Source organism: Streptomyces sp. NBC_01410 (assembly GCF_045040195.1).
Lineage (GTDB): Bacteria > Actinomycetota > Actinomycetes > Streptomycetales > Streptomycetaceae > Streptomyces.
In genome coordinates this window covers 3,456,586-3,476,778 of the sequence record NZ_CP109530.1, presented here as the reverse complement: position 1 = coordinate 3,476,778, position 20,193 = coordinate 3,456,586, and the positions used below count along the sequence as shown (strand labels likewise).

The window sequence follows — 20,193 nt, the reverse complement described above, 5'->3', positions numbered from 1 at the left end:
GATGCCGCTGTTGATTCCATGGTCGGATCCGCCGTCGACACGGTGCGAGACCGTGAGATCGGCGTCGAACAGGAACATCTGGATCGGGTGTACCGCCGCCTCGAGGAGAAGATCCACGAGGCGGAGTTCCTGATGCACGACGCCGCCAAGCGCGGCCAGGTCGGTACGCCGGGCGCGCTCGCGGAGCGGGACGCCCAGGTCTTCCGGGCCGGGATTCACCTCAACCGGCTGAACAACGAGTTCGAGGACTTCCTCTTCGGCCGCATCGATCTGCTGCGCGGCAAGGACGGCCAGAAGGGCCCGGACGGGGCGTACACCTCGATCGAGCCCGCGGACGACGCCGTACGCGCGGACAACACGGCCGACATCGGGGAGACCCTGCACATCGGCCGTATCGGGGTTCTCGACTCCGACTACGCGCCGCTGGTCATCGACTGGCGCGCCCCGGCCGCCGCCCCGTTCTACCGCTCGACACCGGTCGATCCGGGCCGGGTGGTACGCCGCAGGGTCATCCGCTCCAAGGGCCGCAGGGTCCTCGGCGTCGAGGACGACCTGATGCGCCCGGAGCTCAGCGCCACGCTGGAGGGGGCCGAGCTCCCGGTCATCGGCGACGGCGCGCTGATGGCGGCGCTGGGACAGGCCCGCAGCCACACCATGCGCGACATCGTCGCCTCCATCCAGGCGGAGCAGGACCTGGTGATCCGGGCCCCCGCCGCGTCCGTCACGTATGTGGAGGGCGGGCCGGGCACCGGCAAGACCGCGGTGGCCCTGCACCGGGCGGCATACCTGCTCTACCAGGACCGCAGGCGCTACGCGGGCGGCATCCTGATCGTCTCGCCCACCCCGCTGCTCGTCGCGTACACCGAGGGCGTCCTGCCCTCGCTGGGCGAGGAGGGGCAGGTCGCGATCCGGGCCGTCGGCAGTCTGGTCGACGGCGCGGAGGCGACGGCATACGACGATCCGGCCGTGGCCCGCGTCAAGGGCTCCTCGCGGATGCTGAAGGTGCTGCGCAAGGCCGCGCGGGGCGCGCTGGAGATGCCGCCGCCCGCGCCCTCCGCGCAGCTCGCCTTCGGCGAGGAGCCCGAGAGGCCGCCCGCGCCCTCCGCGCAGCTCGCCTTCGGCGAGGAGCCCGAGAGGGGGACACAGGGGCCCGCGGGGACGCCCACACGGCTGCGTGTGGTCGCCTTCGGGCGGCGGCTGGAGCTGGAGGCCGACGAGCTCCAGCGGATCCGCCACAACGTCCTGGGCGGCACCGCGCCCGTGAATCTGCTGCGCCCGCGCGCCCGCAGGCTGCTGCTGGACGCCCTGTACGCCAAGTCGGGCAACGGAACGCGGGCTGCATCTTCTTCTCTTGGCGACCCCGAGCTCGCCGCCGAGCTGCGCTCCTCCTTCGACGAGGACGTCGCCTCCGAGGACGCGTTCATCGGCTTCCTGGACGCCTGGTGGCCCGAGCTCACCCCGCGCGGCGTGCTCACCGCCATGGCCGACGAGAGACGCCTGGGGCGCTGGTCACGCCGGATCCTCAACCCGGGAGAGGTGCGCCGCCTCGCCCGTTCTCTCAAGCGCGACGCCCTCTCCGTACACGACGTGGCGCTGCTGGACGAGCTCCAGACGCTGCTCGGCACCCCGGCACGCCCCAAGCGCAGGCGCGAGCTCGATCCGCTGGACCAGCTGACCGGTCTGGAGGAGCTGATGCCGCAGCGTGAGGAGTCGCAGCGCGAACGCGCCGAGCGCCTGGCGCAGGAACGTACCGAGTACGCGCATGTCATCGTCGACGAGGCGCAGGACCTGACCCCGATGCAGTGGCGCATGGTCGGCCGCCGCGGCCGGCACGCCACCTGGACGGTCGTCGGCGACCCGGCGCAGTCCTCCTGGTCGACCCCGGACGAGGCGGCCGAGGCCCGCGACGAGGCGCTCGGCACCCGCCCGCGCCGCCGCTTCCAGCTCACCGTCAACTACCGCAACCCGGCCGAGATCGCCGAGCTGGCGGCCAAGGTGCTGGCGCTGGCGATGCCCGGCATGCAGTCCCCGTCCGCGGTCCGCTCCACGGGCGTGCGGCCGCGCTTCTCCGTGGTCCCGGACGGGGATCTGGCCAAGGCCGTACGGGCCGAGGCGCAGCGGCTGCTCGACCGGGTGGACGGCACTGTGGGCGTGGTGGTCGCGATGAACCGGCGCGAGCAGGCGGCGCGTTGGCTCGCCGGGCTCGGCGACCGGGTGGTCGCGCTCGGCTCCCTGGAGGCGAAGGGCCTCGAGTACGACGCGACAGTGGTCGTCTCCCCGGCGGAGATCGCGGACGAGTCCCCGGCCGGGCTGCGCGTGCTGTACGTGGCGCTGACCCGGGCGACCCAGCAGCTCACGGTGGTCTCCGGCCGGCGCGACGAGCCGGACGCGGACGGTGTGCCGGACTTGCTGCGGGACTGAACCGGGGTCCCGCGGGCGCCTGATGGAGAGTCAACCTGCGATGCGGGAATCAGGTTCTGGGGTCGTTTGTTAGCCTGGGTGCTGGCACCGGCTCGATCCAAGCCCCCGGGCCCAACCTTCGTCGCTCAGAGCGACCACTTGCCGCGAGGCGAGCATGGCGGGTCGGTGCCACTTCTTCGTACGGACAGGTCCGCGTCACCCCTGGGTGACGTGGACCTGCTTCGTTGGGGCCCTGGTGCCAACCCGGCTTCCGCGCAGATCGCCGCATCTCGTATGGTGGAATCCTGTTTCCGAAAACTCAATGACCACTATTACCTGCTACCCGCAGGTAGGTGCGACCATCGGAAAGCGTCGCCGGGCAGCAGCCGCGGCCGCATGGCAATGAAGCTAGCGAAAGCAGAGGAACCCGGTCATGGCAACGGCGCCCAGCGTCTCGTACTCGATGACGGTCCGGCTGGAGGTGCCCGCGAGCGGAACCGCGGTCTCCCAGCTGACCACGGCCGTGGAGTCCTCCGGCGGCTCCGTGACCGGCCTGGACGTGACCGCCTCCGGCCACGAGAAGCTGCGGATCGACGTCACGATCGCGGCGGCCTCCACCGCGCACGCCGACGAGATCGTCGAAGAACTGCGCAACATCGAGGGCGTCGTCCTCGGCAAGGTCTCCGACCGTACGTTCCTGATGCACCTCGGCGGCAAGATCGAGATGCAGTCCAAGCACCCCATCCGCAACCGTGACGATCTCTCGATGATCTACACGCCGGGTGTGGCGCGGGTCTGCATGGCGATCGCCGAGAACCCCGAGGACGCCCGCCGCCTCACCATCAAGCGCAACTCCGTCGCCGTGGTCACCGACGGCTCCGCCGTCCTCGGCCTCGGCAACATCGGCCCCATGGCCGCGCTCCCGGTCATGGAGGGCAAGGCGGCCCTGTTCAAGCGCTTCGCCGGCATCGACGCGTGGCCGCTCTGCCTGGACACCCAGGACACCGACGAAATCGTCGCGATCGTCAAGGCGATCGCCCCCGGTTTCGCCGGAATCAACCTCGAAGACATCTCCGCGCCCCGCTGCTTCGAGATCGAGGCACGGCTGCGCGAGGCCCTCGACATCCCGGTCTTCCACGACGACCAGCACGGCACCGCGATCGTCGTCCTCGCCTCGCTGACCAACGCCCTGCGCGTGGTCGGCAAGGCCGTCGGGGACGTACGGGTCGTCATGTCCGGAGCGGGCGCGGCCGGTACGGCCATCCTGAAACTGCTGATCGCGGCGGGTGTCAAGCACGCCGTCGTCGCCGACATCCAGGGCGTGGTGCACGCCGGCCGCGAGGATCTGGTGGACGCGGCCCCCGGCTCGCCGCTGCGCTGGATCGCCGACAACACCAACCCCGAGGGCGTCACCGGCACCCTCAGGGAAGCGGTCGTCGGCGCGGACGTCTTCATCGGCGTCTCCGCCCCGAACGTACTGGGCGCGCAGGACGTCGCGGCGATGGCCGACGGCGCGATCGTGTTCGCGCTCGCGAACCCGGACCCCGAAGTCGACCCGACAATCGCACGGCAGACGGCCGCAGTTGTCGCCACCGGCCGCTCCGACTTCCCGAACCAGATCAACAACGTGCTCGTCTTCCCGGGTGTCTTCCGTGGCCTGCTCGACGCCCAGTCGCGTACCGTCAACACGGAGATGATGCTCGCGGCGGCCGCCGCCCTCGCGGAGACGGTCACCGAGGACGAGCTCAACCCGAACTACATCATTCCGTCGGTCTTCAACGAGAAGGTCGCCGGAGCGGTCGCGGGCGCCGTCCGCAACGCCGCCAAGGCGGTCGGCACCTCTGTGACAGGCCCCACGTCGGGCTGACACACGGCGCGTCGCGAGTCGCGGGGCCGTGACTGCCGCTCTAGGGTGGCGGACCATGAGCCCCGAGGCTCCGCGGAGTCTCCACAACGAGTCTCCACCGAGTCGACGGAACGTCACCACGACGAGGCAGTGGCGCTTTTCGTGTGACTCCGGAGGGTGCCGGATTGGCTTTCCCGCCGCTGGTGGGGGCAGGATGCGTAATCGGGCGCGAGGGTCTGACAGCAGACCCGGGTCCGGGGACTGTCCGAGGGCCCTGGCAGCATCGGCTTCGATCTCACGCCTCACAGGCAAGAAGAACACGGGAGTAACAACATGAACCGCAGTGAGCTGGTGGCCGCGCTGGCCGACCGCGCCGAGGTGACCCGCAAGGACGCCGACGCCGTGCTGGCCGCTCTCGCCGAGACGGTCGGCGAGGTCGTCGCCAAGGGCGACGAGAAGGTCACCATCCCCGGCTTCCTGACCTTCGAGCGCACCCACCGTGCCGCTCGGACCGCTCGTAACCCGCAGACCGGCGACCCGATCCAGATCCCGGCCGGTTACAGCGTGAAGGTCTCCGCGGGCTCCAAGCTCAAGGAAGCCGCCAAGGGCAAGTAAGCCCCGAGGCAACAGCAAAGGCGGCCACCCCGGCTGGGGGTGGCCGCCCTTTTGCTGTGCAGGGGCCTTGAGCGGCCTGTACAGGGCCGTGGGGCCAAGCGCCGGGGCTCCGCCCCGGACCCCGCGCCTCAATCGCCGGCGGGGCTGGAATGTGCGGCCGAGCCGCACATTCAGCCCGTCCGGCGTTTGAGGACATGCGGCCGGAGGTCGCATACGGGGTCTGGGGGCTTGCCCCCAGTTCGGGAAGGGGCGGGTCGGGGACAAGCCCGCCGCAGGCGCCCCGCCCCGCCTCAGACGAGCTTGCCGCCCGGCAGCTCCACCTTCGCGCCGAGCTTCTCGAGCTTCTCCATGAAGTTCTCGTAGCCACGGTTGATCAGGTCGATCCCGTGCACCCGCGACGTCCCCTGCGCCGCCAGCGCCGCGATCAGGTACGAGAAGCCGCCGCGCAGGTCCGGGATGACCAGGTCCGCGCCCTGGAGCTTCGTCGGGCCGGACACGACCGCCGAGTGGAGGAAGTTGCGCTGGCCGAAGCGGCAGTCCGAGCCGCCCAGGCACTCGCGGTACAGCTGGATGTGCGCACCCATCTGGTTGAGCGCGGAGGTGAAGCCGAGCCTCGACTCGTACACCGTCTCGTGGACGATGGACAGGCCCGCCGCCTGCGTCAGGGCCACCACCAGCGGCTGCTGCCAGTCGGTCTGGAAACCGGGGTGCACGTCCGTCTCCAGGGCGATCGCCTTCAGCGCGCCGCCCGGGTGCCAGAAGCGGATGCCCTCGTCGTCGATCTCGAACGCGCCACCCACCCTCCGGTAGGTGTTCAGGAACGTCATCATCGAGCGCTGCTGCGCCCCGCGCACATAGATGTTGCCCTCGGTCGCCAGCGCCGCCGACGCCCAGGAGGCCGCCTCCAGGCGGTCCGGGATCGCCCGGTGGGTGTAGCCGCCGAGCTTGTCGACACCGGTGATCCGGATCGTCCGGTCGGTGTCCATCGAGATGATCGCGCCCATCTTCTGCAGTACGCAGATGAGGTCCTCGATCTCGGGCTCGACGGCCGCGTTCGACAGCTCCGTGACGCCCTCGGCCAGTACGGCCGTCAGCAGCACCTGCTCGGTCGAGCCGACCGAGGGGTACGGCAGCCGGATCTTGGTGCCGCGCAGCCGCTGCGGGGCCTCCAGGTACTGTCCGTCCGCCCGCTTCTCGATCGTCGCGCCGAACTGGCGCAGCACCTCGAAGTGGAAGTCGATGGGCCGGCCGCCGATGTCACAGCCGCCCAGGCCCGGAATGAACGCATGTCCGAGCCGGTGCAGCAGCGGACCGCAGAAGAGGATCGGGATACGCGAAGAGCCTGCGTGGGCATCGATGTCGGCGACGTTCGCGCTCTCGACGTGCGAGGGGTCGAGCACCAGCTCACCCGGCTCGTCGCCGGGGCGCACCGTCACACCGTGCAGCTGCAGCAGTCCGCGCACGACGCGCACGTCACGGATGTCGGGCACATTGCGCAGTCGGCTCGGCTCGCTGCCGAGCAGAGCGGCGACCATAGCCTTGGGCACGAGGTTCTTCGCGCCGCGGACGCGGATCTCGCCCTCCAGCGGGGTGCCGCCGTGGACAAGCAGTACATCGTCGGTGCCGGTCATGAATCTCGCGTTCCGGAGTGGTCGGACAGGGGACAAGTGAAAAGGGTAAGGGGCGTCCACCCCTGTCCCGTAAGGCCAAGGACGCTCCGGGAGCGTAATGAATTGGGCACAACACGCTCGGTTCACCCGACCTTGCGCAGCGTCACCGCTCGGGCTCCGGGCTGCCGGAGCCCGTGTCGCGCCCTGAGCTGCGTGGGCTCACACTGTGCCGCCCGCTCCCCGCGGAGGGCGAAGATGCGGGATCATGTCTCGCATGACCGAGGTGTCCTCGCTCACAGGGCGGCTGCTCGTCGCCACCCCCGTCCTCGCCGATCCCAACTTCGACAGGGCGGTGGTCCTGCTGCTCGACCACGACGACGAGGGCTCGCTCGGCGTGGTTCTCAACCGGCCGACCCCCGTGGTGGTCGGCGACATCCTGGAGGGATGGGCCGCGCTCGCCGGTGAGCCGGGGGTGGTTTTCCAGGGCGGCCCGGTCTCCCTCGACTCGGCTCTCGGTGTCGCCGTGATACCGGGCGACGAGGGCCCGCTCGGCTGGCGGCGGGTGTACGGCGCGATCGGCCTGGTCGATCTCGAGGCGCCGCCGGAGCTGCTCGGCGGGGCGCTCGGTTCCCTGCGGATCTTCGCGGGGTACGCCGGATGGGGCCCCGGCCAGCTGGAGGAGGAGCTGAACGACGGCGCCTGGTACGTCGTCGAATCGGAGCCGGGTGACGTGTCCTCGCCCAGGCCGGAGAGCCTGTGGCGGGCGGTCCTGCGCAGGCAGCGCAGCGAACTCGCGATGTTCGCCACCTATCCGGACGACCCGTCGCTGAACTGAGCGGTGCGGCGTTCAGTACCCTTGGCGGTTATGAGCACTCTTGAGCCCGAGCGCGGGACAGGCGCGGGGACCCTCGTAGAGCCGACGCCGCAGTTGTCGCACGGCGACGGCGACCACGAGCGCTTCGCCCATTACGTCCAGAAGGACAAGATCATGGCGAGTGCCCTCGAGGGCACTCCGGTGGTGGCACTGTGCGGGAAGGTCTGGGTGCCGGGGCGCGACCCCAAGAAGTACCCGGTCTGCCCGATGTGCAAGGAGATCTACGAGTCCATGGGCCCTGGTGGCGACAAGGACAAGGACAAGGGCGGCAAGGACAAGAAGTAGTCCGACAGGTCTGAAACAGGTCTGAGAGCGGCAGTCCTGCCGCAGGGGACGGCCCCCGGGACGCGCATGCACGCGCGTCTCGGGGGCCGTTCGCGTTCCTTCCCCGTTGCACGGGGTGCTTCTCCCGGTCACAGAGTGGTCGAGACCTCTTGTCCGGTTGTTGGCCGTGGCTTTAGCCTCCTGCGTGTTGTGCAGCACGAAACGTGCGTTGCATTCTGTGCAACGTCTACTCGTAGGGGACCACGCATGAAGCTGATCGCCCGAATCGCCGCCCCCGCCGCGGCACTTGTGCTCGCAGGTCTCACCGGCACCGCCTGCGCACCCCAGACCTCCGACAACAGCGCCCAGAAGGACGACAAGAGCGGCACCCTGCGCGTCTGGCTCTTCCAGGAGGTCAACAACAAGCCCAAGGAGAAGGTCGTCGGCGACGCCGTCGCCGCCTTTCGCGCGGCGCACAAGGACGCGAAGGTCGAGGTCGAGGTCGAGTACATACCGGTCGAGACGCGGGCCCAGCGCGTCAAGGCGGCGTTCAACGACCCGAAGAGCGCGCCGGACCTGATCGAGTACGGCAACACGGACACGGCGGGATACGTGAAGGACGGCGGACTCGCCGACATCAGCGCGGAGTTCGCCGCCTGGGCCGAGGCGAAGGACACCGACCCGACGGCGCGGACCTCGGTCACGGTCGGCGGCAAGATCTACGGCGCGCCGCTGTTCGTCGGCGTACGGGCGCTCTACTACCGCACCGATGTCTTCAAGGAGTTGGGGATCACGGCCCCCAAGACCCAGGACGAGCTGATCGCCACCGCCAGGAAGATCCACAAGGCGAAGCCGGAGCTGTACGGGCTCGCGGTCGGCGGTGCGTACACATACGGGGCGATGCCGTTCATCTGGGCGCAGGGCGGCGAGATCGCCGAGGAGAGCGGCGGTGCGTACAGGGCGGCGATCAACAGCCCGGCCGCGCGGAAGGGCATCACGGCGTACACCTCGCTCTTCGGCGAGGACAACTGCCCGGCCGCGAAGTGCGCCTCGATGGGCGGCAACGCGACGGTGACGGCGTTCGCGTCCGGCAAGGCGGCGATGGCGATCGGCGGCGACTTCAGCCACCAAGCGGTGGAGGCGGGGGCGGTGAAGGGCAAGTACGCGGTCGTGCCGCTGCCGGGCCGGCAGGCGGGCTCGATCGCGCCGGCGTTCGCGGGCGGCAACAACATCGGCGTCCTGAAGAGCAGTTCGCACCGCACGCTGGCGGTGGACCTGATGAAGCAGTTCGCGGGCAAGGAGACGCAGCGCAAGCTGTTCGAGGCGATGGGCTTCCTGCCGACGTACACGGACGTCCGCGGGGAGGTGGCGACGAAGGAGCCCTTCGTCGAGCCGTTCGTACGGACGCTGGGTGCGGGCACGAAGTTCGTGCCGGCGTCTCCGGGCTGGGGTCAGATCGACGCGTCGCTGGTGCTGCCGACGATGCTCCAGGAGATCGTGAGCGGCAAGAAGGACGTGGCGCGGGCGTCGGACGACGCGGCCAAGAAGATGGACGCGGCGTTCGCTGCCGCGGGCTGAACGCGATGACGAACGACGCGAACGCGGAGCGAACGCCCCAGGAGGGCGCGGCTGCGGCGGCTGGTGCGACGGGCGGCCCGGGCCGCCAGAGTGCGGGGGCCTCGGCGCCCGGCGGTGAGGCGGTTGGGCCCGGTGCCCCGGACGGCTCGGGCCCGCGCGGCGCGGCGGCTGCGCACGTCGGCGGGATCGGCGCCTCGGCCGACGGTGCTGGGTCGGTCGGCGTCACGGGTGGCCCGGACGGCTCGGGTGCGGGGTTCCCGGCGCAGGGCGGCGAGGGCCTGTACGGCCGGGCTGGTTCGCCTGTCGGCGAGGGGGATGTGCCAACTGGCGCCGTTACGACGGCTGGTGCGACGGGCGGCTCTGACGGCCCGGGAGAGCGCGGCGCGGCGGGGGTGCACGTCGGCGGGATCGGCGCCTCGGCCGACGGTGCTGAGGCGGTCGGCGTCACGGGCGGCCCGGACGGCTCGGGTGCGGGGATCGCGTCGCCCGGCGGCGAGGGCCCGTACGGCTGGGCTAGATCGCCTGTCGGCGAGGCGGGTGCGCCAACTCGCACGGCTGCGTACGCCGGTGCGACGGGCGGCCCGGACCGCCCGGGTGCGGGGATCCCGGTGCAGGGCGGTGAGGCGGTTGGGCCGGGCGCCCCGGACGGCCCCCCGCGCCGCGGGGCACCTGCGGCGGCGGGCGCCACCCGCGGCCTGGGGGCGGGCCGCGCAGCCGGAGCGGGATCGGCCCGCGGGCCCAAGGCCGCCAGGAGTTCGCTCGTCCCGCGGCGGGGGCGTGGGGGCTGGACCCCGTGGCTCTACCTCGCGCCCGCGCTCGTCGTTCTCGGCGCGCTCCTCGTCTACCCCATCTACCAGCTCGGCCTGATCTCCTTCCTCGAGTACACCCAGGCCCAGGTCAGCGGCGGCGAGCCCACCACCTTCCAGGGGCTCGGCAACTACCGCACCCTCTTCGCCGACAGCCAGTTCTGGCAGGTCCTGCTCGCCACGCTCGCCTTCGCCGCGGCCTGCGTCCTCGCCACGCTCGCCGTCGGCTGCGCCCTCGCCGTCCTGCTCACGCGCGTACGCGCCGTCCCCCGCCTCGCCCTCATGCTCGCCGCCCTCGGCGCCTGGGCGACCCCCGCCATCACCGGCTCCACCGTCTGGGTCTTCCTCTTCGACCCGGACTACGGACCGGTCAACCGGCTCCTCGGACTCGGCGACTTCTCCTGGACGTACGGGCGCTACAGCGCCTTCGCGCTCGTGCTCCTCGAAGTCGTCTGGTGCTCGTTCCCGTTCGTGATGGTCACCGTCTACGCGGGCATCAAGGTGATCCCCTCCGAAGTCCTGGAGGCCGCCTCCCTCGACGGCGCCTCGCAGTGGCGGATCTGGCGCTCCGTCACGGCACCGATGCTGCGCCCCATTCTCGTCGTCGTGACCATCCAGTCGATCATCTGGGACTTCAAGGTCTTCACCCAGATTTATGTGATGACGAACGGCGGCGGCATCGCCGGACAGAATCTCGTGCTCAATGTGTACGCCTATCAGAAGGCTTTCGCCTCGTCCCAGTACAGCCTGGGCTCGGCCATCGGCGTCGTGATGCTGCTGATTCTGCTCGCCGTCACCCTCGTATATCTGCGCCTGCTGCGACGCCAGGGAGAAGAGCTGTGAGCCTGCCCCGCATTCACCGCCCCGTGCGCCCCATGCACCCCATGCGTCCCCGGCACCCCTGGCGCCTCGCCGCCGAGGCGTCCGCCCTCCTCATCGCGGTCGTCGTCGCTTTCCCGCTGTACTGGATGGCGCTCTCCGCGTTCAAACCGGCGGGCGAGATCCAGTCGACGAAGGCGCGCCCGTGGACGTTTTCCCCCTCGCTCGACTCCTTCCGCCGCGTCTTCGAACAGCAGGAATTCGGCCGGTATTTCCTCAACAGCTTGTTCGTCGCGGGCGTGGTCGTCCTCGCCTCCGCGCTGATCGCTTTCCTGGCGGCGACGGCGGTCACCCGGTTCCGTTTCCGGTTCCGCACGACCCTGCTGATCATGTTTCTCGTCGCGCAGATGGTGCCGGTCGAGGCACTGACGATCCCGCTGTTCTTCCTGATGCGGGACTTCGGCCGGCTGAACACCCTCGGCTCGCTGATCCTGCCGCACATTGCCTTCTCGTTGCCGTTCGCGATCTGGATGCTGCGGGGCTTCGTGAAGGCGGTCCCTGAGGCACTTGAGGAGGCGGCGTACATCGACGGCGCGAGCCGGACCCGGTTCCTGTGGCAGATCCTCTTCCCGCTCGTCTTCCCGGGCCTCGTGGCGACGAGCGTGTTCTCGTTCATCTCGACATGGAACGACTTCCTGTTCGCCAAGTCCTTCATCATCAGCGACACCTCGCAGTCGACGCTGCCGATGGCGCTGCTCGTCTTCTTCAAGCCGGACGAGAACGACTGGGGCGGGATCATGGCGGCCTCTACCGTGATGACCGTCCCGGTGCTCGTCTTCTTCGTACTCGTACAGCGACGCCTGGTCTCCGGCCTGGGCGGCGCCATCAAGGAGTGAGTGATGGACCTGATCCCGGCCCCGTCGAACATCGAAGGCCCGTACCGCTGCGGCTTCGTCATGGACGCCCGTACGTCCATCGCCGCCGGACCCGGCACGGAGCGGACGGAGCGGTGGCTGCGCTCCGCACTCGGCGCGGCCTTCGGCCTGCCGCTCCCACCCGCGCCGCAGGCCACGCGCAACAGGCTCACCCTGCGCATCGACAACTCGCTGCGGCCCGAGGCGTACCGGCTGACAGTGGCCTCGGCAGTGGGCGTGGAGATCGCAGGCGGCGACGCGGCGGGCGTCTTCTGGGGCGCCCAGACGCTGCGTCAACTGCTGGGCACGGAGGCCTTTCGCCAGGCGCCCGTCGCCAGGACCACAGCGGCCCTGCCGATGCAAGTCGTCGAGGACAGCCCCCGCTTCCCCTGGCGCGGCCTCATGCTCGACGTCTCACGGCACTTCATGCCCAAGGCCGACGTCCTGCGCTATCTCGATCTGCTCGCCGCCCACAAGCTCAACGTCTTTCACTTCCACCTCACCGACGACCAGGGCTGGCGCGTCGAGATCAAGCGCCACCCGCGGCTCACCGAGGTCGGAGCCTGGCGCCCACGCACCAAATACGGCCATCGCGCCTCCGAGCTCTGGGACGAGCGGCCGCACGGCGGTTACTACACGCAGGACGACATCCGCGAGATCGTGGCGTACGCCGCCGAGCGGCATATCGCCGTCGTCCCAGAGATCGACATCCCCGGCCACTCGCAGGCGGCCATCGCCGCATATCCGGAACTCGGCAACACCGACGTCATCGATACGACCTCCCTCTCCGTGTGGGACAACTGGGGCGTCAATCCGAACGTACTCGCCCCCACTGACAACACCCTTCGCTTCTACGAGGGCGTCTTCGAGGAGCTCCTCGACCTCTTCCCGTCCACCTTCGTCCACGTCGGCGGCGACGAGTGCCCCAAGGACCAGTGGAAGGCGTCCCCGGCCGCCCAGGCGCGCATCGAGGAGCTGGGGCTGAAGGGCGAGGAGGAGCTCCAGTCCTGGTTCATCCGGCATTTCGACACCTGGCTCGCCGAGCGCGGCCGCCGCCTCATCGGCTGGGACGAGATCCTTCAGGGCGGCCTCGCGCCCGGCGCCGCCGTCTCCTCCTGGCGTGGATACGCCGGCGGTATCGCCGCCGCCGAGGCCGGTCACGACGTCGTCATGTGCCCCGAGCAGCACGTGTACTTGGACCACCGGCAGCACGGCGGCCCGGAGGAGCCGATGCCCATCGGGTACGTACGCACCCTTGAGGACGTCTATCGCTTCGAGCCCGTTCCCTCTGCCCTGTCGCCCGAGGCCGCCGCGCACGTCCTCGGTACCCAGGCCAATGTCTGGACCGAGGTGATGCAGGACCGCTCCCGGGTCGACTACCAGGTCTTTCCGAGGCTGGCCGCATTCGCAGAGGTCGCCTGGTCCGCGCTGCCCGCACCCGCCGAGCGTGACTTCGCGGATTTCGAACGGCGAATGACGGTCCATTACAGGCGCCTTGACGCGCTCGGCGTCGACTACCGGCCGCCCGGGGGCCCGTTGCCGTGGCAGAAGCGTCCCGCCCCCGAAGGAATGAAAGGCAGCATCGGACGCCCGATCGAGGGTGCGCCCCCAAACGTGTGAGCCCGGCCGGAACTCGCATATCCGGCGCCCGCTGCCCTGGGACGGTTGAAGCGCGCAAGGAAAAAGCCGCACATCGGTCGCCGAAGAGTGGCAATCCGCATGTGGCGCCGACGGTGTTCCAAAACGGACCAACGTCGCGAGACGGTATATCCGGTACGGATATGCCCTTCGCGGACCCTCTCGTCGGTCGGCTCGGAAGATGTGCCAGAGTTGCCACGTCCGGGCTGTGAGCACGTACGGTACGGCAACAAAGGCGGGACAGCCGGGACACCGGGAAGGGGCAGCTGGGTGACCACGCACGCACCGCAGGCGGCGCAGTCGGTGACGCTGCCGGCTTCGCTCGACGAGGCCGTGGCGGCGCTCACCGCCATGCCCGCCGCCGTGCCTGTCGCGGGCGGCACCGACCTCATGGCCGCCGTCAACAAAGGGCAGCTCCGTCCGGCCGGTCTCGTCGGCCTCGGCCGCATCAGCGAGATCCGCGGCTGGCGCTACCAGGACGGACACGCACTGCTCGGCGCCGGACTGACCCACGCGCGGATGGGGCGGCCCGACTTCGCCGCCCTCATTCCCGCGCTGGCCGCGTCCGCGCGCGCGGCGGGCCCGCCGCAGATCCGTAACGCTGGCACGCTCGGCGGCAATATCGCCACCTCGTCCCCCACCGGGGACACGCTGCCCGTGCTGGCCGCCCTGGAGGCGGACCTGGTCATCGCGGGCCCCGGCGGCACCCGCCGCGAGATTCCCGTGTCCCACCTGCTGGCGGGCCGCGAAATGCTCGCCCCCGCCGAACTGATCGGCTTCGTACGCGTCCCGCTCCTGCACGCCCCCCAGGTCTTCCTGAAGGCCACCGGGCGCACCGGGCCGGGCCGCGCGGGCGCGTCCGTCGCGGTCGTCCTCGATCCGGCGCGGCGCGGGGTGCGCTGCGCGGTTGGTGCGATCGCGCCGATGCCGCTGCGGCCGCTGGAGGCCGAGCGGTGGATCGCGTCGCTGATCGACTGGGACGGCGAGCGCGGCCTCGCGAGCGAGGCGCTGGCGGCCTTCGGCGAGTACGTCGCGGCAGCGTGCATTCCGGATCCGGCGCCGGCCGCGCAGGGCGAGGAACAGCCCGTGCTGCCGCCCGCCGTACTGCATCTGCGGCGCACCGTCGCCGCGCTGGCCCGACGTGCACTGGGGAGGGCGCTGTCGTGAGCAATGAGGAGAATTCGCGCGAAATGCCGCACGAGCTCCCGCCGGAGCAGGGCGGCTGGCAGCCGATTCCGCACGGCGGCGAGTACGACGCCGAGGCCACGGCCTTCCTGCAGTTGCCGCCCGAGGGCATGCTGGACGCCGCGCCGCTCGAGGCGCCGGGGCACGGCTACGTACCGCCGGTGATCTCGCCTCCCGCCCCCGACGCCGCCGATCCGGGCGCGACGGGCAGCTGGGCCGTGCACCAGCCGACGGGTGGGCCCGCGGCGGTCCGCTGGCCGGAGCCCGAGGCCCCGCACGCCGAACGTGTCGACCCGCATGCCACGGGTCAGTGGACCTTCACCGAGGCGGAGCCCGCCCCGGCCCCGTCCGCTTCCGAGCTGACCGGCCAGTGGACGATCCCGGTGGCCGACGGCGATCTTCCTGAGGAGTCCGGCGAGTTCACGACATCCGCGCTGCGGTCCCAGTGGGGCGCCGCGCCCGCCACGCTGCCGGGCGGGGCCGCTGCCCCGTGGGCGCCGTCCCCCGACGCCCCGGCCACGCTGCCGGGCGGTGCGACCGCGCCCTGGGCGACGGCCCCGGAGCCCGCCGTGGCCGAGGAGCCGGTCCCCGAGCCGCTCAGTGCCGCGGCGCTGCCCGGGCAGACCCCTGGCGACCCGTCCGGGCAGCCGCCCGGGGAAACCGCGGAGGCGTCCCCCGAGACTGCCCCCGAGGCGGCTTCGGAGCCCGAGCAGGAGGCCGCTGTCCTCAGCTCCTCCATCGACAGCGACGAACACCCGCCCACCTCCTACGTCCTGCGCGTCAACGGCACCGACCGCCCCGTCACCGACGCCTGGATCGGCGAATCCCTGCTCTATGTGCTGCGCGAGCGCCTCGGCCTCGCCGGCGCCAAGGACGGCTGCTCGCAGGGCGAGTGCGGCGCGTGCAACGTCCAGGTCGACGGCCGTCTGGTCGCCTCATGCCTGGTCCCCGCCGCGACCGCCGCCGGCTCCGAGGTCCGTACGGTCGAGGGCCTCGCCGCCGACGGCGAGCCCTCCGACGTCCAGCGCGCCCTGGCGGGCTGCGGCGCGGTCCAGTGCGGCTTCTGCGTCCCCGGCATGGCGATGACCGTCCACGACCTCCTGGAGGGCAACCACGCCCCCACGGAGCTCGAGACCCGCCAGGCCGTGTGCGGCAACCTCTGCCGCTGCTCCGGTTACCGGGGCGTCCTCGAAGCCGTACGCGAGGTGGTCGCCGAACGTGCCGCGAGTGCCGCGGCCGCCACCGAGGCGAGCGAGGAAGCCCGCATCCCGCACCAGGCGCCCCCCGGCGCCGGTAGTGTGCAGCCCCACCCGCACGACGGAGGCATGGCGTGAGCAACGACGCGGCCACCACCGCGACGCCCCGGACGGTCGACGCCGGGCAGCCCGAGGCGCCGGCCCACGGCATCGGCGCGTCGCTCCCGCCGGCCGATGCCCGCGCCAAGACCGAGGGCACCTTCCCGTACGCCGCCGACCTGTGGGCCGAGGGGCTGCTGTGGGCGGCGATCCTGCGCTCCCCGCACCCGCACGCGCGGATCGGCTCGATCGACACGTCCGCGGCCCTCGAGATGCCCGGCGTACGAGCCGTAGTGACCCATGAGGACATCCCGGGCGATTCCTCGTACGGCAGGCGTATCGCCGACCGTCCCGTCTTCGCCTCCGACCTCGTCCGCCACCACGGCGAGGCGATCGCGGCCGTCGCCGCGGACCACCCCGACACGGCCCGCCTCGCCGCCGCGGCGATCGCCGTCGAGTACGAAGTACTCGACCCGGTCACCGACCCCGAGAAGGCCTTCGCCGCCGAACCCCTGCACCCCGACGGCAATCTCATCCGCCACATCCCGCTGCGCTACGGCGACCCGGACGCGACGGGCGAGGTGATCGTCGAGGGCCTGTACCGCATCGGCCGCCAGGACCCGGCGCCCATCGGCGCCGAGGCCGGCCTCGCCGTCCCGCGCCCCGACGGCGGCGTCGAGCTGTACGCCGCGTCGACCGACCCCCACACCGACCGCGATCTGGCGGCCGCGTGCTTCGGCCTGGAGCCGGACCGGGTGAAGGTCGTGGTCACCGGCGTCCCGGGTGCGACCGGCGACCGCGAGGACCCCGGCTTCCAACTCCCGCTGGGACTGCTGGCGTTGAAGACCGGCTGCCCGGTCAAACTGACCGCCACCCGCGAGGAGTCCTTCCTCGGCCACGCCCACCGCCACCCGACGCTGCTGCGCTACCGCCACCACGCGGACGCCGAGGGCCACCTGGTCAAGGTCGAGGCCCAACTCCTCCTCGACGCGGGCGCGTACGCCGACGCCTCCTCCGAATCCCTCGCGGCAGCCGTCGCTTTCGCCTGCGGTCCCTACGTCGTCCCCCACGCCTTCATCGAGGGCTGGGCGGTCCGTACGAACAACCCTCCCTCCGGCCATGTGCGCGGCGAGGGAGCGATGCAGGTGTGCGCGGCGTACGAGGCGCAGATGGACAAGCTGGCCGGGAAGCTCGGCCTCGACCCCGTGGACCTGCGCCTGCGCAACGCGCTGGCGACGGGAGACATCCTCCCCACGGGCCAGACGGTCACCTGCCCTGCGCCCGTGGCCGAACTCCTCCAGGCCGTACGGGACTTCCCCCTCCCCACCCTCCCCAAGGACACCCCGGAAGCGGCCTGGCTCCTGCCCGGCGGCCCGGAGGGCGCGGGCGAGCCCGGCGCGATCCGCCGAGGCGTCGGCTACGCACTGGGCATGGTCCACATGCTCGGGGCGGAAGGCACCGACGAGGTCTCCACGGCGACGGTCAAGGTCCACGACGGCGTCGCGACGGTGATCTGCGCGGCCGTCGAGACCGGCCAGGGCTTCTCCACCCTCGCCCGCCAGATCGTCCAGGAGACACTGGGCCTCGAAGAGGTCCACGTGGCCTCGGTCGACACGGACCAGCCCCCGGCGGGCCCGGCCGCCCACGGCCGCCACACCTGGGTCTCCGGCGGCGCCGTCGAGCGGGCGGCGAAGATGGTCCGCACCCAGCTGCTGCAGCCCCTCGCCCACAAGTTCGGCATGTCCACCGAGCTCCTCCAGATCACCGACGGCAAGATCACGTCGTACGACGGCGTCCTGTCGACGACGGTCACCGAGGCGATGGACGGCAAGGAACTCTGGGCAACGGCCCAGTGCCGCCCCCACCCCACCGAACCCCTCGACGAGGCCGGCCAGGGCGACGCCTTCGTGGGCATGGCCTTCTGCGCGATCCGCGCGGTGGTCGACGTCGACATCGAACTGGGCTCGATCCGCGTGGTTGAAATGGCGGTCGCCCAGGACGTGGGCCGCGTCCTCAACCCGGCCCAACTGGCAACCCGCATCGAAGCGGGCATCACCCAGGGCGTCGGCGCGGCCCTGACAGAAAACCTCCGCACGGCCCGCGGCCTGGTCCGCCACCCGGACCTGACGGGCTACGCACTCCCGACAGCCTTGGACGCCCCGGACATTCGCATCGTCAAACTGGTCGAGGAACGCGACGTGGTGGCCCCCTTCGGCGCGAAGCCGGCAAGCGCGGTTCCGGTGGTCACCTCACCCGCGGCGGTGGCTTCAGCGGTCCGCGCGGCGACGGGCCGCCCGATCAACAGGCTCCCGATCAGGGCTCAGGCGGCGGTGGCGGTTCCCAACTCGTAGCGGTGTGACGCGCATTGCACGTGCAGAACCGGTTGAGGTTCCCGGATCCGCCGAAGCGTATGGCCGGCCCGAAAATAGCAGGCAGGGCAGTGCTGCTGAGCTGCGGCCCCGTTCGTCCCACTTCACCGTGTTGGACGAACGGGCTGCGTCGCTCCCCGTCCCTTCGCCAAACCTCTGAGGTCAACTGAGACGGATACTGAGACGGGCGGTCAAAAGGGCGGCACCCCCGGGGGTGCCGCCCTTCTCGTTCTGCCTGGTCAGGCCAGGTAGAGGCCGTGACCGGAATCGAACCGGCGTAACTCGCTTTGCAGGCGAGTCCCTCAACCACTCGGGCACACGGCCGTGTGACTCCAGTACGTCGACCGTAGGCGGGGCCAAGACGCCGCTCAAGGCTTCGCCCCGGGCTGCAATGCGACTGCCATACGGCGTTCACGGTTCGCGGTCGTACGACCAAGGGACCAGTCGGGTCCCGTCCAGCGACAGGGCCCACCGCCGCCCACGCCCCTTACGCTGAGGGCCATGACCGCCCTCGAACCCCGTGACGCCGATGTCACGCCGCCGACCGACGACGCAGACGTGGTGCCCGAGGGGCAGGGCGTTCTCGGCAGGGCGCATCGTGCGCTCAGTGTCGGGATCGTCTCCGTCGTCGTGCTGATCGCCTTCGAGGCGACCGCCGTCGGGACCGCGATGCCCGTTGCCGCGCGGGAGTTGCACGGCATTGAGTTGTACGCCTTCGCCTTCTCCGCGTACTTCACGACCAGCCTCTTCGCGATGGTTCTCTCCGGGCAGTGGGCCGACCGGGACGGGCCGCTGCGGCCGCTCGCCGCGGGGATCGCGGCCTTCGGGGCGGGGCTGCTGCTTGCCGGGAGCGCGAGTGCGATGTGGCTCTTCATCGTCGGGCGGGCCGTGCAGGGGCTCGGCGGGGGGCTGGTGATCGTGGCCCTGTACGTGGTCGTCAGCCGGGCGTACCCGGAGCGGCTGCGGCCCGCGATCATGGCGGCCTTCGCCGCGAGTTGGGTTGTCCCGTCGGTCGTGGGGCCGCTCGCGTCCGGGACCGTCACCGAACACCTCGGCTGGCGCTGGGTGTTCATCGGCATCCCGCTTCTTGTCGTCTTCCCGCTGGCGCTCGCGCTGCCCGCGATACGGCGGATGGCCTCCGGGCCGGCGGATCCGTCCGCGCCGCGGCAGTCCTTCGACGGGCGGCGGATCCGGCTGGCGCTCGGCATCTCGCTGGGGGCAGGACTGCTGCAGTACGCAGGTCAGGACCTGAGGTGGCTGTCGGTGATCCCGGCCGCGGCGGGCGTCGCCCTTCTGGTGCCCGCCGTCCTCGGACTGCTCCCTCGCGGGACCTACCGTGCCGCGCGCGGGCTGCCCTCCGTCGTACTGCTGCGGGGGATCGCGGCCGGATCCTTCATCGCGGCGGAGTCCTTCATACCGCTGATGCTGGTCACCCAGCGGGGACTGTCGCCGACGATGGCCGGGCTCTCGCTGGCGGTCGGCGGGGCGACCTGGGCGCTGGGCTCGTACGTCCAGTCCCGGCCGAGGCTGGAGCCGTACCGGCAGCCGCTGGTGGTCGCCGGGATGGTGCTGGTCGCGGCGGCGATCGCGACGGCGCCGAGTGTGCTGATCGCTTCGGTGCCGGTGTGGGTCGTGGGGGTCGCGTGGGGCGTGGGCTGCTTCGGGATGGGTCTGGTGCTCGCCTCGACGAGCGTGCTGCTGCTGAAGCTCTCGGCACCGGAGGAGGCGGGCGCGAACTCTGCGGCGCTCCAGATCTCGGACGGCTTGTCGAACGTACTGCTCCTGGCGGCCGGGGGCGCGGCCTTCGCCGCGCTGGGCGGGGGAGCGGTGGGGGCGACCCATGCCGCGTCGGGGACGGCGGGCTCGCACCCCGTGGCCTTCGCGGCGGTGTTTCTGCCGATGGCGGGGGTGGCACTGGTGGGGGCGTGGGTGGGCACGAGGCTGCGAGAATCGAAGCGCTAGCACCATGCGGTACCACTC

14 protein-coding genes and 1 tRNA gene are annotated in these 20,193 nt (G+C 71.3%); 13 read left to right on the top strand and 2 right to left on the bottom strand.

The window, feature by feature from the left end; genetic code table 11:
• Positions 1-18: 18 nt before the first annotated feature.
• From OG741_RS15885 to OG741_RS15875, 3 genes are all read left to right on the top strand, one after another.
• Complete coding sequence (locus tag OG741_RS15885) at positions 19-2,421, top strand: HelD family protein (RefSeq protein WP_405605592.1); 2,403 nt, start codon at positions 19-21, stop codon at positions 2,419-2,421.
• 412 nt (positions 2,422-2,833) lie between these two features.
• The gene (locus tag OG741_RS15880) at positions 2,834-4,267 is read left to right on the top strand and encodes an NAD-dependent malic enzyme (RefSeq protein ID WP_405598326.1); all 1,434 of its coding nucleotides are present in this window, start codon (positions 2,834-2,836) and stop codon (positions 4,265-4,267) included.
• A 312-nt stretch (positions 4,268-4,579) separates the two neighbouring features.
• The gene (locus tag OG741_RS15875) at positions 4,580-4,861 is read left to right on the top strand and encodes an HU family DNA-binding protein (protein WP_004571953.1); all 282 of its coding nucleotides are present in this window, start codon (positions 4,580-4,582) and stop codon (positions 4,859-4,861) included.
• 290 nt (positions 4,862-5,151) lie between these two features.
• Here OG741_RS15875 and murA read toward each other — a convergent pair whose 3' ends face one another.
• Positions 5,152-6,492 (bottom strand): UDP-N-acetylglucosamine 1-carboxyvinyltransferase, encoded by a 1,341-nt coding sequence (gene murA, locus OG741_RS15870; RefSeq protein ID WP_324974028.1) that lies wholly within the window; start codon positions 6,490-6,492, stop codon positions 5,152-5,154.
• Positions 6,493-6,745: 253 nt separating this feature from the next.
• Here murA and OG741_RS15865 point away from each other — a divergent pair, with 253 nt between their 5' ends.
• The 9 genes from OG741_RS15865 (at position 6,746) to OG741_RS15825 (ending at position 18,195) form a co-directional block, all read left to right on the top strand.
• Positions 6,746-7,306, top strand: coding sequence for a YqgE/AlgH family protein (locus OG741_RS15865; RefSeq protein WP_266475975.1), 561 nt, complete (start codon positions 6,746-6,748; stop codon positions 7,304-7,306).
• Positions 7,307-7,336: 30 nt separating this feature from the next.
• A complete protein-coding gene (locus OG741_RS15860; protein ID WP_405598321.1) occupies positions 7,337-7,630 on the top strand; it encodes a DUF3039 domain-containing protein in 294 nt (97 codons plus the stop codon).
• 246 nt (positions 7,631-7,876) lie between these two features.
• Positions 7,877-9,187: an extracellular solute-binding protein gene (locus tag OG741_RS15855; RefSeq protein ID WP_405598318.1), complete on the top strand. Its 1,311-nt coding sequence runs from the start codon at positions 7,877-7,879 to the stop codon at positions 9,185-9,187.
• A 695-nt stretch (positions 9,188-9,882) separates the two neighbouring features.
• On the top strand, positions 9,883-10,836 hold the full coding sequence (locus OG741_RS15850; RefSeq protein WP_405605590.1) for a carbohydrate ABC transporter permease: 954 nt from the start codon (positions 9,883-9,885) through the stop codon (positions 10,834-10,836).
• A 32-nt stretch (positions 10,837-10,868) separates the two neighbouring features.
• The gene (locus tag OG741_RS15845; RefSeq protein WP_405605588.1) at positions 10,869-11,708 is read left to right on the top strand and encodes a carbohydrate ABC transporter permease; all 840 of its coding nucleotides are present in this window, start codon (positions 10,869-10,871) and stop codon (positions 11,706-11,708) included.
• A gap of 3 nt (positions 11,709-11,711) precedes the next feature.
• Complete coding sequence (locus OG741_RS15840) at positions 11,712-13,346, top strand: beta-N-acetylhexosaminidase (protein ID WP_405598315.1); 1,635 nt, start codon at positions 11,712-11,714, stop codon at positions 13,344-13,346.
• A gap of 288 nt (positions 13,347-13,634) precedes the next feature.
• Complete coding sequence (locus OG741_RS15835) at positions 13,635-14,531, top strand: FAD binding domain-containing protein (protein ID WP_328677403.1); 897 nt, start codon at positions 13,635-13,637, stop codon at positions 14,529-14,531.
• Entirely contained in the window at positions 14,528-15,883 is a 1,356-nt protein-coding gene (locus OG741_RS15830; protein ID WP_405598312.1) for a 2Fe-2S iron-sulfur cluster-binding protein, read from the top strand. Before OG741_RS15835 ends, OG741_RS15830 begins: the two co-directional genes overlap by 4 nt.
• Positions 15,880-18,195: a xanthine dehydrogenase family protein molybdopterin-binding subunit gene (locus OG741_RS15825; RefSeq protein ID WP_405598309.1), complete on the top strand. Its 2,316-nt coding sequence runs from the start codon at positions 15,880-15,882 to the stop codon at positions 18,193-18,195. Before OG741_RS15830 ends, OG741_RS15825 begins: the two co-directional genes overlap by 4 nt.
• A 270-nt stretch (positions 18,196-18,465) precedes the next feature.
• On the opposite strand, the gene OG741_RS15820 is transcribed toward OG741_RS15825, so the two are convergent.
• Positions 18,466-18,537 (bottom strand) — tRNA-Cys (locus OG741_RS15820).
• 177 nt (positions 18,538-18,714) lie between these two features.
• Between OG741_RS15820 and OG741_RS15815 the strand changes: the two genes are divergently transcribed.
• On the top strand, positions 18,715-20,175 hold the full coding sequence (locus tag OG741_RS15815) for an MFS transporter (RefSeq protein ID WP_405598306.1): 1,461 nt from the start codon (positions 18,715-18,717) through the stop codon (positions 20,173-20,175).
• Positions 20,176-20,193 lie beyond the last annotated feature (18 nt).